Genomic DNA, 15,007 nt, shown 5'->3' with positions numbered 1-15,007 from the left:
CGGCCCCACGAAACTCGCGCCGGCTCACGCCGATGCGGCCACGGCCTTCTGCCGGGCCCGGAACGCCGCGACGTTGGCCCGCGAGGAGCACCGCTCGGAGCAGTAGCGGCGGGACTGGTTGGGGGAGGTGTCGACGAACACGGCGGTGCAGCGCAGGGCCGCGCACTCCCCGAGGCGGTTGGGGCCGAGGTCGCAGACGAGCGTCGCCAGGCCGAGGAGCGACTCGCCGACCAGCAGCTCGGCGAGGCTGGCGTTCTCGGTGGCCACGTGCAGGTGCAGGTCGCCGTCGTGGCCGGAGATGCGCGGCGTCACGGGGTGCCGCGCCATCAGCTCGTTGAGCCGCTCCACGACCGCGTCGGCGTCCTCGGCCGTGCCCGCCTCGAAGACCGGCCGCAGCTCGCGCTGGAACTTGCGCAGCAGCATGCAGTCACGGTCGGTGGCCTGGTCGGTGGGCCGGTCGCGGTCGCGCAGGTACGCCACCAGGTCGTCGACATCGGTCATGTCGGCGTTCAGGAGGGCCGCGGCGGCCTCGGCGTACCGGATGAAGTCCACGATTCAAGTTTACGGATCGTCCGCGACCGGGAGGACGGTCGTGATGCGATGCACAGCAAAGGTTCTGACGTCGTCGGAGCGGTGGTCGTACGCCGTGAGCGACCCGCCCTCGACGCGGACCGGGTCGACGAGGCGCTCCGAGCGGGTGCCCTGGTTGTCCAGGTAGCCGATCAGCACGGTCTCGCCGGCCTCCGCGGCCTCGCGCAGGGCGGCCATCGAGCCGCTGGGGGTCAGCACGGCGGCGGGCTTTCCGGGGGACAGGCTGCGGCTGGACTCGGCCCGGTCTCCGGCGCGGATCGCGGTGACGGCGTGCGCCGCGTGCGCGGTCTCGCGGGCGACCTTCGCGGCCCGGACCCGGTGCTCACGGGGCGTGCGGGCGCGCAGCAGGTCGGGGCGCGCGACGTGGACGGTGCCGTCGGCGGCCTCCACCACCGGCGCCGCGCCGAGCTCGCGCAGCCGGGGGAGCAGCACGTCGAGCGGGGTCGAGCTGATCAGCACCGTCGGGGCGAGCCGCCGCAGCCCGAGCGTCGAGGCGCGCGGGTGGTGCAGAAGCTCGGTCAGCGCCGCCTCGTCGTCGGCGCGGAGGAACGCCTCCGCGTGGCCCACCCGGATGCTGCCGAACGTGCGCGCGGTGTCGTCGACCAGGTAGGTCAGCGGCTGCGGGACCGGGGTCCTCGACACCCCGGCGACGAAGTCGTGCACCTCCGCCGCGGTCCAGCCGGTGTCGAGGGCCCGGCGTACGGACCCGGGTGTGAAGCGGTAGACGGTGGCCCCGCCGCGCGACTCCACGTCGGCCACCAGCTGCAGCTGCCGCGCCAGCTGCGACTCCAGCGGGCCCGGCGCCACCGCGGTCAGGTCGGCCTGGAGCAGGACGTGGTCGACCGGCTGGGGCAGCAGGGCCGCCAGCGTCGCGAGCCCGGCCGCCTCGTCGCCGGCCAGCAGCTGCCGGGCGTACGTCGCGAGCCCGCCGAGCGCGCCCAGCCCGAGCGCCGTGGCCTCCTCGACCGCCCACGCCACCTGGTCGGCCCGGGTGCGGGGACGCCGCGGCCGGCGCCAGGCGATCCGGCTCACCAGCGAGGGGACGCCGGTGCCGGTGGCCAGCACCTCGCCCTCCGGCAGCTCGGCGAGCGCGTCGAGCGCCATCCGGCGCGACTCGACCTGGTGGACGCCCGCCAGCTCGGGGGCGAGGGCGTTCCAGACCTTCCCGGCGGGGTCGCGGGAGCCGACCAGCCCGGGCAGCCGCGGGCTGTCGAGCCAGGCCCGCACGAGCGTGGCCCACCGGTCCACCACCGGCTGGGCGGTCCACTGGTCGAACGCGTCGGTGGGGATCCAGGCCGGGTTTCCGTCGGGGTCGGCGGCGGTCGCGAGCAGCCCGGCCGCGGCGGCCACCTCGACCAGCAGCGCGGCGGTCGGCTCGTCGACGTGCAGCTGCGTGGCGGTCGAGCGCAGGTCGCGGACGCCGAGTCCGCCGCCGCGCAGCGCCCCGGGCGGGGTCAGGCCCCACTGGTCGAGGAGCAGCTCGACCCGGCGCACCGTCTCGAACGCCGCGCCCGCCGCGGCCCGGTCGACGACCGCGGCCGCGCGCGCCGAGGTGGCCAGCGGGGGCTCCTCGTCGACCGGCTCGGTCGTGGTCCGGCCGCCGCGCAGCGCGATGCCGACCTCGCCGGGCAGCACGACCACGCCCCCGGAGCGCGGGATGAGCAGCCGGCGGGCGAGCAGCTCCTCGGCGGGGGTCTGCGCGTCCTCGGGCAGCACCGTGTGCCGCGCGGACCCCGTGGTCGCCTCGCCCCCGGACTCGAGGACGTGCTCGAGCAGCGCCCGCGCCGCCGGGGAGAGCTCGTCGAGGCGCCGTTCTACCTCCTCGGGAGCGGGTGGGTCCTCGGACACCGGCCGCAGCCCGCTGATCGCGGTCGCGCCGCCGCCCTGGGTCAGGGCCTCCGCGACGGCGGTCAGCGCACGTACGCCGGGGGGCGCCTCCCACACCAGCGCGAGGTCGAGCAGCCGGGCGAGCGCGGCACCGACGGAGTCGGGCGCGGCCCGGACCACCGTGGCCAGGCCGGCCTCGGACGTGTGGCCGACCACCACGAGCGCGTCGAGGACGCTGAGCTCGGCCCTCGTCAGCTGGTCGAGCGCCCGCAGCAGCGAGGACCGGGTGGCGGCTCGCGACGCCAGCTGCGCGGAGTCGTGAGGGGCGGGGGTGGCGAGGTCGGGGCGGGCCACGAGCAGCCGGGACAGCCGCTCGTCCGGCCAGCTGCGCAGCTGGTCGGCGAGCGTGCGGAACCCGGTCGTGGACATCTCTTCAACGCTACCGGTCGGCTCGGCACCGCGCCGCCGTTGCACGCGTCGGGCTCGCCCTCGACTCAGCCGAGCACGGCGCGCCCACGCGTGGCGTGGAAGACCAGGCTGGTCTCGGCGTGCACGACCCCCGGGCGGCCGGTCAGGTTGTCGAGCACGAAGTCGCGCAGTGCCTCCGGGGTGGCGGTCGCCACGTGCACCAGGAAGTCGTTGGCGCCGGAGATGTTGTAGGCCGCCAGCACGCCCGGCAGGCCGGTCACCTCCTCGCCGAAGGCGTCCACGTCGGCGCGCAGGTGGCCCGAGAAGCGCACGGTGACCATCGCCTGCACGGGCAGGCCCAGCCGGGCGAGGTCGACGTCCGCCGTGACCCCGGTGACGATGCCGCGCTCGCGCAGGCTGCGCACCCGGGCCAGGCAGGTCGACTCGGCGATGCCGACCGACCGCGCGAGCTCGACGTTGGGGGTGCGGCCGTCGCGCACCAGGGCGTCGACCAGGGCTCGGTCGACGTCGTCGAGCACCGGCCGCTCGCGCGGTGACGGGCCGGGGGAGAGGTGTGGCGCATTCTTCGGCACGGGGCCACGATATCGCGCACCGGCCGAAGATCCTGCGGTCGAAACCGGGACGGACAAAGGATCTGCATGACCATTGTGGCAAGGGTCGCGGCGTTCGACCCTGGTGTCATGACCCGCTTCGACACGGACGCCGTCCACCTCGGCCGCGAGGACCTGACCGCGCTCGGCGTGCACGTCCCCTCGCTGGACCTCTCCACGACGTACCCGCTGCCCGGCGTCGACGCCGGCGGCGCGGCCTACGAGCAGCTCGCCACGGGTGGGCGGCCGGAGGGCGTCGACTCGCTGGTCTACCAGCGGCTCTGGAACCCCAACGTCGACCGGTTCGAACGGGCCGTGGCCGGCCTCGAGGGCCTGCCCGGCGCGGTCGCCTTCGCCTCCGGCATGGCGGCGCTCAGCGCGGTGCTGGTCGCCACGGTCGCCGCCGGCCGGCCCCATGTCGTCGGCGTCCGGCCGTTGTACGGCGGGACCGACCACGTGCTCGCCTCCGGCCTCCTGGGCACCCGCGTCACCTGGGCCACCGCCGACCGGATCGCCGAGGCGATCCAGCCCGACACGGGGCTGGTGATCGTCGAGACGCCGGCCAACCCGACCGTCGACCTGGTCGACATCGACTCGGTGGTCGCGCAGGCGGGCGCCGTCCCGGTGCTGGTCGACAACACGTTCGCGACCCCGGTGCTGCAGCGGCCCGGCTCCCACGGCGCGGCGCTGGTGCTGCACTCGGCCACGAAGTTCATGGGCGGCCACGGCGACGCCATGGGCGGCGTCGTCGCCGCGGGCGAGGCCTGGCAGGTGCGCCTGCGCCAGGTCCGGGCCGTCACCGGAGGCCTGCTCCACCCGCGCGCGGCGTACGACCTCCACCGCGGCCTGCAGACCCTGCCGCTGCGGGTCCGGGCGCAGCAGGAGTCGGCGGCCGTGCTCGCCACGCGGCTCGCCGAGCACCCCGCCGTCGCCCGGGTGATGTACCCCGGTCTCAAGGAGTGCGACCCCACCGGGCTGGTCGGCACCCAGATGAGCGGTCCCGGCAGCCTGCTGGCCTTCGAGCTCCGGGGCGCGTACGCCGCGGCGGCGGGCACCGCCCAGCGTTGCCGGCTGATCACCCATGCCGTCTCGCTCGGGGGCGTCGACACCCTCATCCAGCACCCCGCCGGCCTGACCCACCGGCCGGTCGAGGCCGCCGCTCGACCTGGCGAGGGCCTGCTCCGCCTGTCGGTGGGCCTCGAGGACGTCGAGGACCTCTGGGCCGACCTGGAGCAGTCCCTGCGCTGACCGCGATCCACTATCCGTGCGGCCCCGGGTTTGGCACCCGACGACGTGGGCATCTAGGACACTGAGGCCGAGCCGGCCGTCGTCCGCCGGCCCGAGCTCACCAGGCGGGGGCCGGAGTCGTGAGGGGCCGAGTAGCGATGGATCAGGTCGAGCTGCACCACGGCGCCGCCACCGATGTGGGCCGGGTCCGCCAGGTCAACGAGGACGCCTACCTGGCCGAGCCGCCGGTCTTCGTCGTCGCCGACGGGATGGGCGGCCATGAGGGCGGTGACGTCGCGAGCGCGATCGTCGTCGAGGAGTTCGCCCGCCTCGCCGCCACCGGCTACGACCCCCACCGCGGAGCCGAGGCCGTGACCGACACGCTCGACAGGTGTGCGGACCGGATCGCCGAGTACGCCGCCGCACAGCGCGCCGCCGGCGTGGCCCGGGGCCGGTCCGCGGGCACGACCGCGGTGGTCGCCCTCCTGGTGGAGGACGACCACGGCGCGGCCTGGCTGCTCGCCAACCTCGGCGACTCCCGGATCTACCGGTACGCCGACGGCCGGCTCGTCCAGGTCAGCGTCGACCACAGCCTCGTGCAGGAGCTGGTCGACGCCGGACAGCTCGACCCCGACGAGGCCGCAACCCACCCCGAGCGCAACGTGATCACCCGGGCGCTGGGGGACGCGAGCGGTGCCCGGCCCGACTTCTTCGAGCTGCCGGTGGCCGGAGCCGAACGGCTGCTGCTGTGCTCGGACGGCGTCAGTGGGATGGTCGACGACGTGGGGCTGGCGACGATCCTGGGCGCCTGCGCGGACCCCGAGGACGCCGCCGAGCGACTGGTCGCCGCGGCGGTGGAGGCCGGGGGTGAGGACAACGCCACCGCGGTGGTCGTCGACGTGGTAGGAGGGATGCCATGAGCGACGCCCAGACCTGGTCCTTCCGCGGTGGCGAGTGGTTCGGCATCTTCGGCGACGGTGCCACCGTAGTGCTGCCGCCGTCGGAGAAGGCGCGGGTGGCCGCGCTCTGGGAGCTGGTCGACGACGGTGCCGGCTTCGACGAGACCCTCGACGCGCTGATCTCCGGCGGCCTGCGCGACCTGCCGGGCTTCGTGCTGGTGAGCCGCGAGGGAGAGCAGACCCGGGTCGTGCTGCGCGGCGCGGCCCGGGCCCACCTGGCCACGGCCGCCGACGTGGTCCACGTCGAGGGCGACGGGGCGACGACCTGGGTCGAGCGGACGGTGAGCGGGGTGACCCGGATCCGCATCGAGGTGGGCGACGAGGACGCGCCCGACGACGACCTGGCCCTCGCCGGCGGACTGGTGCGGCTCGCGACCGCCGAGTGCCCGCCTGCCCAGCCGCAGCCCGAGGTGCCGGTGTCCGAGCCGGTGTCCGAGCCGGAGCCGGTGCCTGAGCCGGTGCCGGAGCCCGAGCCCGAGCCGGTCGCCGCGGCCGCTCCCGTGTGGACCCCGACCGACGGACCGGTCACCGAGCCGATGCCCGCGGTCCCTCCGCTGGCGCCCCCGCCGATGCACGCGGCTCCGGCCGTGGAGCACGACGGCCTGACCCGCACCGGGGACGCCGGCCTCGGCGGGCTGGGGCTCTCCAGGCCCGGCATCCCGGGCCAGCCGCCGGCGCCGCCGGTGACCGCTCGCCCCGTCGCTCGGCTGGTGTTCTCCAGCGGCGAGCAGGTCCTGGTCGACCGCTCCGTGCTGGTGGGCCGGGCCCCCGAGCCGCGACGCCACACGCAGACCGACGAGCCCCGCCTGGTGGCCGTCCCGAGCCCGCACCACGAGATCTCCTCCACCCACCTCGAGATCCGACCCGGCTCCGGAGCCGATCACGGCGCGGCGGTCGTCACCGACCTCGGCTCCACCAACGGCACCCTCCTCATCCAACCCGGACTGCCGCCCGAGGACCTGCAGGCCGGTGTCGCCGTCCAGCTGATCCCCGGCGCCGTCGTCGACCTCGGCGACGGGGTGACCATCCAGGTCGTCGACCCGTGACCGACGCGACGACGGAGCGCGCGCGGCCGCCGGCGGAGCCGGACCGCCGCTTCTACGCCTTCGTCGTCGATCGGCTGATGGCCTGGTCGGTGGAGGCCGCCGCGGCCTACCTCGCCGCCCGCTACCTGATCGCCCGCGACCACCCGCTCGTGGGCGTCCTGGCCGTCGCGACCGTCGTGGTGCTGGTCAGCGGGACCCTCACCGTCGTGCTCGGCCGCACCGGCAGCTCACCCGGCCGCGCCGCCGCCGGCCTGCGCCTCGTCGACGCCCGGACGGGGCAGCCCCTCGGGCCGGGCCGGGCACTGCGACGCCAGCTGCTGCTCGCTCTGGCGACCCTGCCGACGTTCGGCCTCGGGCTCGCCGCGCTCGCGTGGACGGCCCTCACAGACCCCGGCGGACGACGGCACGGCTGGCACGACCGGGTCGTCGGGTCGGAGGTCGTCGACGACCGGGTGCTGCGGGTCGAGGAGGTCGCCGCCGACGACCCGGGCCCCGGGCAGATCGTCAACCTCACCGCGCTCCGCCTGGTGCCCGCCCCGGCATCCGCCCAGGCGCCGGACGCGGTGGAGCGAGGTGCGCGGCCCGCGGCGGTGCCGCGCCGGCAGTCGCGTCCTGATCCGCGGGACCGCTGGGAGCTCCACTTCGACACCGGCGAGACGCTGGTGGTGGACGGGCCGGTGTTGCTCGGCCGCGACCCCGAGGCGCGGCCCGGCGAGCAGGCGCGCCACCTGCTGCCGCTGCGCTCCTCGGATCTGTCGCTGTCCAAGACCCACGCCTGCCTCCGCCTGGGTGGCGAGGGCGTGCTCGAGCTGGTCGACCTGGGCTCGACGAACGGCTCGATCCTGCTCCGGCGGGGCGCGGCGCGGGAGCTGCCCGCCGGTCGGGCCACCACGCTGCTCGACGGCGACGTGGTCAGGTTCGGCGACCGCGAGATGCGGGTGTCCCGGCGGATCGGGTCCGACCCGCTCCCGGACGATTCGATAACAGTCCGGTAACGAACCCGGGTCCCTCTTTCGCGACCCGCGCCCGGGCGTGTCCACTGCTCTCCACCCTGACGGTGAGTCTCGGCACCGTGATCCGATGTCGAGCCGACCCCCGGGGCTCTCGGGCGTACCTCGCCCCGACATTTGGGAGGAATTCTCTTGCGAAGGACCCGCGTCGCCGCCACGGCGACCGCATCACTGATCGCGGCGGCCACGGCGCTGTCGCTCACCACCCCGCAGGCCGGCGCCACACCTCCTGCCGCACCGTCGGCCAAGGCCGATCGCGACACGCCCTCGGACGTCATCACGCCCGGGTGGAAGACCACCTACCAGGAGCGCACCCAGACCGCTCTCGAGAAGCGGCTGCGCACTGGCGGCCGGGGCCAGGCCGAGAAGGTCGGCAAGGGCGTCTACGGCCGGGTCAGGCAGACCGGCAAGGACCGGATCTTCGTCGTGCTCGCGGAGTTCGGCGACCGGAGGCACCAGGCCTACCAGGACGACCCGGACTCGGGTGCACAGCGGTACGACGGCCCGCTGCACAACCAGATCCCCAAGCCGGACCGCAAGGTCGACAACACCACGCTCTGGAACGCCGACTTCAGCAGGTCGTACTTCGAGAACATGTACTTCAACCGGATGAAGGACTTCTTCGAGGACCAGTCCAGCGGGACCTACTCCATCGACGGCGACGTCACCGCGTGGGTGAAGGTGCCGTTCAACGAGGCCCGCTACGGCAGCAACAAGGACTGCGGCAGCATCGTCTGCGGAAACGTCAACTTCCTCATCCGCGACGCGCTCTCCGAGTGGGTCCAGGGCCGCCTCGACGGCGGCTGGACGATGGAGCGCATCCAGGCCTACCTCAAGACGTTCGACGTCCAGGACCGCTACGACTACGACAACGACGGCGACTTCCGCGAGCCGGACGGCTACATCGACCACTTCCAGATCGTGCACGCCGGCGGCGACGAGGCCGACGGCGACCCGATCTTCGGCTCCGACGCGATCTGGAGCCACCGCGGCAACGCCGCGCTGCACGGCCTGGGCACCGGCCCCGGTCCGGCGATCGGCGGCATCGAGGTCGGCGAGGGCGGCAAGAGCGACACCGGCGCCCCCGACGGCGGTGTCGAGTTCCCCAGCAACCCGACCGGCCTGTGGGTCAGCGACTACACGATGCAGCCCGAGAACGGCGGCCTCAGCGTGTTCGCGCACGAGTACACCCACGATCTGGAGCTGCCCGACCTCTACGACACCTCCGGCAACACCGGCGGGGCCAGCAACAGCGTCGAGCACTGGTCGCTGATGGCGCAGTCGCGCGGCACGGCCAAGCGCGACCAGGCCATCGGCGACCGCCCCCAGCCGATGGGCGCCTGGGAGAAGTTCCAGCTCGGGTGGCTCGTCTACGACACCATCCGCGCCGGCCGGTCCGGCACGTTCCGGCTGCGTCCGGGCGCGTCGACCTCGGGGTCGGAGTCCAACGGCCTGATCGTGCTGCTCCCGGACAAGGACGTCACGTTCCAGTACGGCCAGCCGTGCGCCGACTGCGGCGAGCGGTTCTACTTCTCCGGCTCCGGCGACAACCTGGACCACACCATGACTCGCGACGTCACCGACGGCGGTGCCCTCACCGCCAAGGTCCGGTACGCCATCGAGGAGGGCTGGGACTACGCGTTCCTCGAGGTCTCCAGCGACGGCGGCGAGACCTGGGCCTCGATCCCGACCAGCGAGAGCTATGAGGGTGAGGACCAGGGGTCGTTCAACCCCGACGGCACCGGCATCAGCGGCACCACCGATGGCCAGTGGGTCGACCTGACGGCCACCGTGCCCGCCGGCACCGACGCGGTCCGCTGGCGCTACCTCACCGACGGCGCGGCCGCCGAGGCCGGCTTCCAGGTGGACAACATCACGCTGGACGGCCAGCCCATCGGCACCGCCGAGGCGGGCGCCGAGGGCTGGGCGCTCGACGGGTTCGAGGCCGTCCACTCCGAGGAGACGAAGTCGTTCCTGAACACCTACTTCGTGGACAACCGGCAGTACGTCGGCCGCGACAAGGTGCTGCAGAGCGTCTACAACTTCGCGGGCTTCGAGAAGCGGCCCGACTGGGTGGACCACTTCGCCTACCAGCCCGGGGCGCTGATCAGCTACTGGGACACCTCCTACAACGACAACAACGTCGGTGACCACCCAGGTCACGGCGAGGTGCTCCCCGTGGACGCCCGCCCGGTGTTCCAGCACGCCTTCGACGACTCGATCCTGCGCACGAAGGTGCTGACCGCGGACTCGACGTTCTCGCTGCGACCGAGCCCGTCCCAGAAGCTGCACTACCGGGGCAAGGCCTACACGCTGAAGGGGCAGCGCGCCGTACCGCTGTTCGACGACACCCTGGACTGGTGGTTCAACGGCGACGAGCACGGCAGCGGCGACCACCCGGGCTTCTACGAGCCCGAGTGGTACAGCGTGGACGTGCCCAAGACCGGCACCACGGTCCGAGTGGTCAAGGTCAACCCGAGGACGAAGGTGATGACGGTGCGGGTCGGCACCAGCTGACCTCTCGACACCCGTCGGGCCCCGCCACCTCCAGGTGGCGGGGCCCGCGTCTGGCGTGTCGCCTTCGGCGCCACACCGGCCGCGGGATCGCTCCTGGCTCGGTCGACCGACGGTGCGGTTGCGGTGGGTGTCGAGCCTGTCGAGACCACACCCCGTCCGTGACCCGGCAGACACCAGGACGTCCAGTCCGAACCGACCCACCCGGCGCCCAGTCGTATTAGGTTGCTGAGCATGAGCTTCGACTACGAGCACACCGTGACCACGTCCGCTTCGCCCGCCGATGTCTGGGCGCTCTGGAGCGACGTGGGCAGCTGGCACCGCTGGGATCGGGCGGTCGAGCAGGTGGCCATCGAGGGCCACTTCGGTGAGGGTGCGGCGGGCACCCTGGTGCTCAGCGGCGGCACCTCGGCGCCGTTCGTCCTCGAGATCGTCGAGCCGGGCGCGCGCTACCTCGACAAGATCACCCTGGGCGAGCTGGTGATCCGCATCGACCACCAGGTCAAGGCGACGGCCGAGGGCTCCGAGGTGACCGTGCGCACCACCGTCGAGGGGCCGGGATCGGCCGACGTCGGCCCGATGGTCACCGCCGACACCCACAGCGCGCTCGACGCGCTGGTGGAGATGGCCGAGAAGCTGTCCTGACCGCTGTCGTATCCGGCGTCTCCCGTTCGTGGATCTGGTGATAGCAACCCCCGAACGGAAGGCGTCGACATGCGCACCCTGGTCACCACCCACTTCGTCTCCCTCGACGGCGTCGCCGAGGCCCCCGGCGGCGAGCCCGGATACAAGCACTCCGGCTGGACGTTCGACGTCGAGCCGGACCCCGCGCAGTACGAGCTGAAGGGTCGCGAGCAGGAGGAGGCCACGGCGTTCCTCATGGGCGCCCGGTCCTACGACGCGTTCGCGCCGATCTGGCCGACGATGGACTACTTCGCGGGCTTCAACGCGATGCCGAAGTACGTCGTCTCCAGCACGCTCACCGACCCGGAGTGGAACAACACCTCCGTCGTCTCGTTCGACGACGTCGCTCGCCTCAAGGACGGCGAGGGTGGCCCGATCCTCGTCCAGGGGAGCCTGCAGCTGACCCAGGGCCTGCTCGCGGCCGGGCTGGTCGACGAGATGCGGCTGATGGTGTTCCCGGTGATCCTCGGCAGCGGACGCCGGCTCTTCCCCGACGCCGCCGAGGACAAGGTGAGGCTGACCCTGGTCGAGACCACGACGTTCACCAACGGCGTGCAGCACCAGGTGTACCGACCCGTCCGCTGACCTCGGGCGGACCAACGACAGCCCAACGTCGCGCGGCGTAGGTTGCCGCCATGGAGGCCTACGCGAAGGGCGAGCTCGAGCCGCCCCTGCTCGAGGAGACCATCGGCGCGAGCTTCGAGCGGACCGTGGCGGCGTACGCCGAACGGGAGGCGCTCGTCGAGGTCGCGAGCGGCCGACGCTGGACCTGGGCCGAGCTCGACCGCGACGTCGACGACCTGGCCCGGGGTCTGGTGGCGGCCGGGATCGGCAAGGGCGACCGGGTCGGCATCTGGGCGCCCAACTGCGCGGAGTGGACGATCGTGCAGTACGCCACCGCCAAGCTCGGGATCGTGCTGGTCAACGTCAACCCGGCGTACCGCACCCACGAGCTGTCGTACGCGGTCAACCAGAGCGGGCTGCGGCTGCTGATCAGCGCGTCGACCTTCAAGACCAGCGACTACCGCGCGATGGTCGCCGAGATCGCCGGCCAAGCGCCGACGCTCGAGCGAGTGGTGTTCCTCGACACCGACGACTGGGCGCAGCTCGTCGAGGCCGGCCGGTCGCTGCCCGACGGCGTCGTCGCGGAGCGGATGGCGCAGACCTCGCCGGAGGACCCGATCAACATCCAGTACACGTCGGGCACCACCGGCTACCCCAAGGGCGCGACCCTGAGCCACCGCAACATCCTCAACAACGGCTACTTCACCACCGAGCTGATCGGCCTCGGTCCCGAGGACCGGCTGTGCATCCCCGTGCCCTTCTACCACTGCTTCGGCATGGTGATGGCCAACCTCGGCTGCACCACCCACGGCACCACGATGGTGATCCCGGCGCCGGGCTTCGACCCGGAGATCACGCTCCGCACGATCGCTGCCGAGCGCTGCACCGGCGTGTACGGCGTGCCGACGATGTTCATCGCGATGCAGAACCACCCCACTTATCGCCAGCACGACCTGTCCAGCCTGCGCACCGGCATCATGGCCGGCTCGATCTGCCCGGTCGAGGTGATGAAGCGGTGCGTCGACGACATGCACATGGCGGAGGTGTCGATCGCCTACGGCATGACCGAGACCAGCCCGGTGTCGTGCCAGACCCGGGCCGACGACGACCTGGAGCGCCGTACGGCGACCATCGGCCGGGTCCACCCGCACGTGGAGATCAAGATCGTCGACCCGGTGTCGGGCGAGACCGTCGAGCGCGGGCAGACCGGGGAGTTCTGCACCCGCGGCTACTCCGTGATGCTCGGCTACTGGGACGACCCCGACAAGACCGACGAGGCGATCGACGCCGACGGGTGGATGCACACCGGCGACCTCGCGGAGATGCGCGAGGACGGCTACTGCAACATCGTCGGCCGGATCAAGGACATGGTGATCCGGGGTGGGGAGAACATCTACCCGCGCGAGATCGAGGAGTTCCTCTACCAGCACCCCGACATCGAGGACGTGCAGGTGATCGGCGTCCCCGACCAGAAGTACGGCGAGGAGCTGTGCGCCTGGATCCGGATGCGTGCCGGGGCCGAGCCGCTCGACGCCGGCGCCGTGCGCGCCTACGCGACCGGGAAGCTCGCGCACTACAAGATCCCGCGCTACGTCCTGGTCGTCGAGGAGTTCCCGATGACGGTGACCGGCAAGATCCGCAAGGTGCAGATGCGCGAGGAGACCGCCAAGGCCCTGAATCTCGGTGGTTGAGGAAGGCGCTCTGCGCCTGTCTCGAAACCACCCCCACTCGGACGGGTGCCCCCGTGCGTGAATAGGGGTGTGGAGGACTTCGAGGCCTGGGTGCGCGCCCGGTCGGGCGCGCTCGCCCGCTCGGCATACCTCCTCACCGGCGACGTCCACCTCGCCGAGGACCTCGTGCAGGACACGCTCGCTCGAGTCGCCGACCACTGGGCCCGGGTCAGCCGGCGCGGCGATCCCGACGGCTACGCCCGACGGGTGATGCACCACCTCGCGATCGACCGCTGGCGGCGACGCCGCGCCCGGCCCGCCGAGGTCCTCACCGACCACCACCCCGAGCTCGGCGGCAGCGGCCCCGACGTCGAGCAGCGCCTGGTGCTGCGCGACGCGCTGGCCCGGCTGACCCCCAAGCAGCGTGCGGTGGTGTCGCTGCGGTTCTACGAGGACTTCACGGAGGTGCAGACCGCCCAGGTCCTGGGCTGCTCGCCCAACACCGTGAAGTCGCAGACCCGGCAGGCGCTCGAGCGGCTGCGTGTCCTCGCCCCCGACCTGCTGTCCGCCCTGACCGAGGAGGCCCACCGATGACGGATCTCCGCGAGCGCATGGAGCACCTCGTCGACGAGGTCCCGGCGTACGTCGTCCCCGACGCGCGCCGCGCCTGGGCCGCAGGCGCCCGCCGGCGGCTGGCGCGCCGGATCGGCGCCGGCGTGGCGGTCGTGGTGCTGGTCGCGCTGACGGCCGGCCTGGTCGGGGTGCTGCCCCGGTCCAGCGACGTACCGCCGGCCGACGGGGAGCGGGGGAGCGGTGTCGACGGCTATCCGTCCCGCATCGAGAAGCCCTGGATCCTCCGCGACCTGCCCGACCGGCCGGGTCCGTTGGCGGCGACCGTCGAGCTGGAGACTGATCACTTCATCGCGGTGTCGCCGAGCGGGGACGTCTGGCGGATCGTCCAGGAGCAACGCGCCGGAGACTTCTTCCCCTCGCTCTCCGCGGACGGACGGATGATCGGCTACCTGGCCGACCACGGGGCCTACGTCCTCCGCGACCTCGTGACCGGCGCCGAGACCCGGTTCGAGGAGATCGGGGACAACGCCAACGATCCATCGCGTCCGGAGGTCTGGTGGACGCAGGCGCAGGTGCCGGGCTACTGGTCGCCGGACGGCTCCACCCACCTGGTCCAGGCGTGGCGCTGGGACGCCGACCGCAGCAACCTCGTCCTGCTGCTCGGGACGGACGGCTCCCTGCGGCAGGTGGAGCGGCCGGGGAGTGAGGCGTACCCGGTCGGGTGGCTCGACGACGGGCTTCTCGGCTGGCTGACCGTGGCCGGCAAGGGCCGCCGTGCGACAGCCGGCCTGGCCGTCACCGACGAGACCGGTGCCGTGCTGAGGCGGGCCCCGCTGGACCTGCCTGCCCGGCTCCTGCCGGCACTGAACCAGTGGAGCGGGTCGCTCTCGCCCGACGGTGCCCGGCTCGGCGTCGCCGTGCCGGACGAGCAGTCCTGGGTCGTGTCGACGTTCGCGACCTCGGACGGCGCCCGGACCGCGCAGGTCCAGACGGCGATGGACGTGTGGGAGCCGTGCTCGATGTCGTGGCGCGGCCGGGACCTCGTGCTGCCCGTTCTCGGCGACGGACCGCCCGAGCTCGTGACCCGGTCCGGCGAGAGGGTGATGGCCGCCGACCCGGCCCTCAACGCCTACTGCGTGATGACCGCCGGTGACGCGCTCGGCGGTGACCGGCACCGGGCCGTGGGGGACCTCTTCGGCACCACGTGGCTGTCCTGGCACTGGCGCCAGGTGCTCCTGGACTTCTGCGGAGCGCTCGCGTTGGCGGCGACTTTCACGTGGTTCCTGCGCCGGCGCGGTCGTCACCTTCGTCGGGCATAGTGGC

At 73.2% G+C, this 15,007-nt stretch carries 13 protein-coding genes; 10 read left to right on the top strand and 3 right to left on the bottom strand.

The annotated features are described in order from the left end of the window. Positions 1–24: 24 nt before the first annotated feature. The 3 genes from QQZ14_RS20070 to QQZ14_RS20060 all read right to left on the bottom strand — a co-directional run bounded on the left by QQZ14_RS20070 (position 25) and on the right by QQZ14_RS20060 (position 3,419). Positions 25–552 (bottom strand): CGNR zinc finger domain-containing protein, encoded by a 528-nt coding sequence (locus QQZ14_RS20070; protein ID WP_284536181.1) that lies wholly within the window; start codon positions 550–552, stop codon positions 25–27. A 9-nt stretch (positions 553–561) separates the two neighbouring features. Continuing rightward, positions 562–2,847 (bottom strand): helicase C-terminal domain-containing protein, encoded by a 2,286-nt coding sequence (locus QQZ14_RS20065; RefSeq protein WP_284536180.1) that lies wholly within the window; start codon positions 2,845–2,847, stop codon positions 562–564. 65 nt (positions 2,848–2,912) lie between these two features. After that, positions 2,913–3,419, bottom strand: coding sequence for an Lrp/AsnC family transcriptional regulator (locus QQZ14_RS20060; RefSeq protein ID WP_284536179.1), 507 nt, complete (start codon positions 3,417–3,419; stop codon positions 2,913–2,915). A 66-nt stretch (positions 3,420–3,485) separates the two neighbouring features. Here QQZ14_RS20060 and QQZ14_RS20055 point away from each other — a divergent pair, with 66 nt between their 5' ends. The 10 genes from QQZ14_RS20055 to QQZ14_RS20010 all read left to right on the top strand — a co-directional run bounded on the left by QQZ14_RS20055 (position 3,486) and on the right by QQZ14_RS20010 (position 15,003). Next, a complete protein-coding gene (locus QQZ14_RS20055) occupies positions 3,486–4,685 on the top strand; it encodes a trans-sulfuration enzyme family protein (protein ID WP_284536178.1) in 1,200 nt (399 codons plus the stop codon). Between the two features lie 137 nt (positions 4,686–4,822). After that, positions 4,823–5,584 (top strand): PP2C family protein-serine/threonine phosphatase, encoded by a 762-nt coding sequence (locus QQZ14_RS20050; protein ID WP_284536177.1) that lies wholly within the window; start codon positions 4,823–4,825, stop codon positions 5,582–5,584. Further along, on the top strand, positions 5,581–6,669 hold the full coding sequence (locus QQZ14_RS20045; RefSeq protein ID WP_284536176.1) for an FHA domain-containing protein: 1,089 nt from the start codon (positions 5,581–5,583) through the stop codon (positions 6,667–6,669). The genes QQZ14_RS20050 and QQZ14_RS20045 overlap by 4 nt, the downstream gene beginning before the upstream one ends. Next, complete coding sequence (locus tag QQZ14_RS20040; protein WP_284536175.1) at positions 6,666–7,664, top strand: FHA domain-containing protein; 999 nt, start codon at positions 6,666–6,668, stop codon at positions 7,662–7,664. Before QQZ14_RS20045 ends, QQZ14_RS20040 begins: the two co-directional genes overlap by 4 nt. 147 nt (positions 7,665–7,811) lie before the next feature. Then, entirely contained in the window at positions 7,812–10,196 is a 2,385-nt protein-coding gene (locus QQZ14_RS20035) for an immune inhibitor A domain-containing protein (protein WP_284536174.1), read from the top strand. A 231-nt stretch (positions 10,197–10,427) separates the two neighbouring features. After that, complete coding sequence (locus QQZ14_RS20030) at positions 10,428–10,838, top strand: SRPBCC family protein (RefSeq protein ID WP_284536173.1); 411 nt, start codon at positions 10,428–10,430, stop codon at positions 10,836–10,838. A gap of 69 nt (positions 10,839–10,907) precedes the next feature. Then, on the top strand, positions 10,908–11,462 hold the full coding sequence (locus QQZ14_RS20025) for a dihydrofolate reductase family protein (protein ID WP_284536172.1): 555 nt from the start codon (positions 10,908–10,910) through the stop codon (positions 11,460–11,462). Positions 11,463–11,512: 50 nt separating this feature from the next. Beyond that, entirely contained in the window at positions 11,513–13,132 is a 1,620-nt protein-coding gene (locus QQZ14_RS20020; RefSeq protein ID WP_284536171.1) for an AMP-binding protein, read from the top strand. 69 nt (positions 13,133–13,201) lie between these two features. Next, positions 13,202–13,705 carry a SigE family RNA polymerase sigma factor gene (locus QQZ14_RS20015; protein ID WP_284536170.1) on the top strand — a complete coding sequence of 168 codons (504 nt, stop codon included), beginning with the start codon at positions 13,202–13,204 and terminating at the stop codon, positions 13,703–13,705. Beyond that, entirely contained in the window at positions 13,702–15,003 is a 1,302-nt protein-coding gene (locus QQZ14_RS20010; protein WP_284536169.1) for a hypothetical protein, read from the top strand. Before QQZ14_RS20015 ends, QQZ14_RS20010 begins: the two co-directional genes overlap by 4 nt. Positions 15,004–15,007 lie beyond the last annotated feature (4 nt).

The organism is Nocardioides sp. T2.26MG-1 (assembly GCF_950101795.1).
Classification (GTDB): domain Bacteria; phylum Actinomycetota; class Actinomycetes; order Propionibacteriales; family Nocardioidaceae; genus Nocardioides.
This window is presented reverse-complemented; position numbering and strand designations above follow the sequence as displayed.

What these genes read in the sequence shown, in the direction of transcription:
- QQZ14_RS20010 (WP_284536169.1), top strand. Translation starts at nt 13,702, where the DNA reads ATGACGGATCTCCGCGAGCGCATGGAGCACCTCGTCGACGAGGTCCCG.
- QQZ14_RS20050 (WP_284536177.1), top strand. Translation starts at nt 4,823, where the DNA reads ATGGATCAGGTCGAGCTGCACCACGGCGCCGCCACCGATGTGGGCCGG.
- QQZ14_RS20020 (WP_284536171.1), top strand. Translation starts at nt 11,513, where the DNA reads ATGGAGGCCTACGCGAAGGGCGAGCTCGAGCCGCCCCTGCTCGAGGAG.
- QQZ14_RS20065 (WP_284536180.1), bottom strand. Translation starts at nt 2,847, where the DNA reads ATGTCCACGACCGGGTTCCGCACGCTCGCCGACCAGCTGCGCAGCTGG.
- QQZ14_RS20030 (WP_284536173.1), top strand. Translation starts at nt 10,428, where the DNA reads ATGAGCTTCGACTACGAGCACACCGTGACCACGTCCGCTTCGCCCGCC.
- QQZ14_RS20055 (WP_284536178.1), top strand. Translation starts at nt 3,486, where the DNA reads ATGACCATTGTGGCAAGGGTCGCGGCGTTCGACCCTGGTGTCATGACC.
- QQZ14_RS20045 (WP_284536176.1), top strand. Translation starts at nt 5,581, where the DNA reads ATGAGCGACGCCCAGACCTGGTCCTTCCGCGGTGGCGAGTGGTTCGGC.
- QQZ14_RS20025 (WP_284536172.1), top strand. Translation starts at nt 10,908, where the DNA reads ATGCGCACCCTGGTCACCACCCACTTCGTCTCCCTCGACGGCGTCGCC.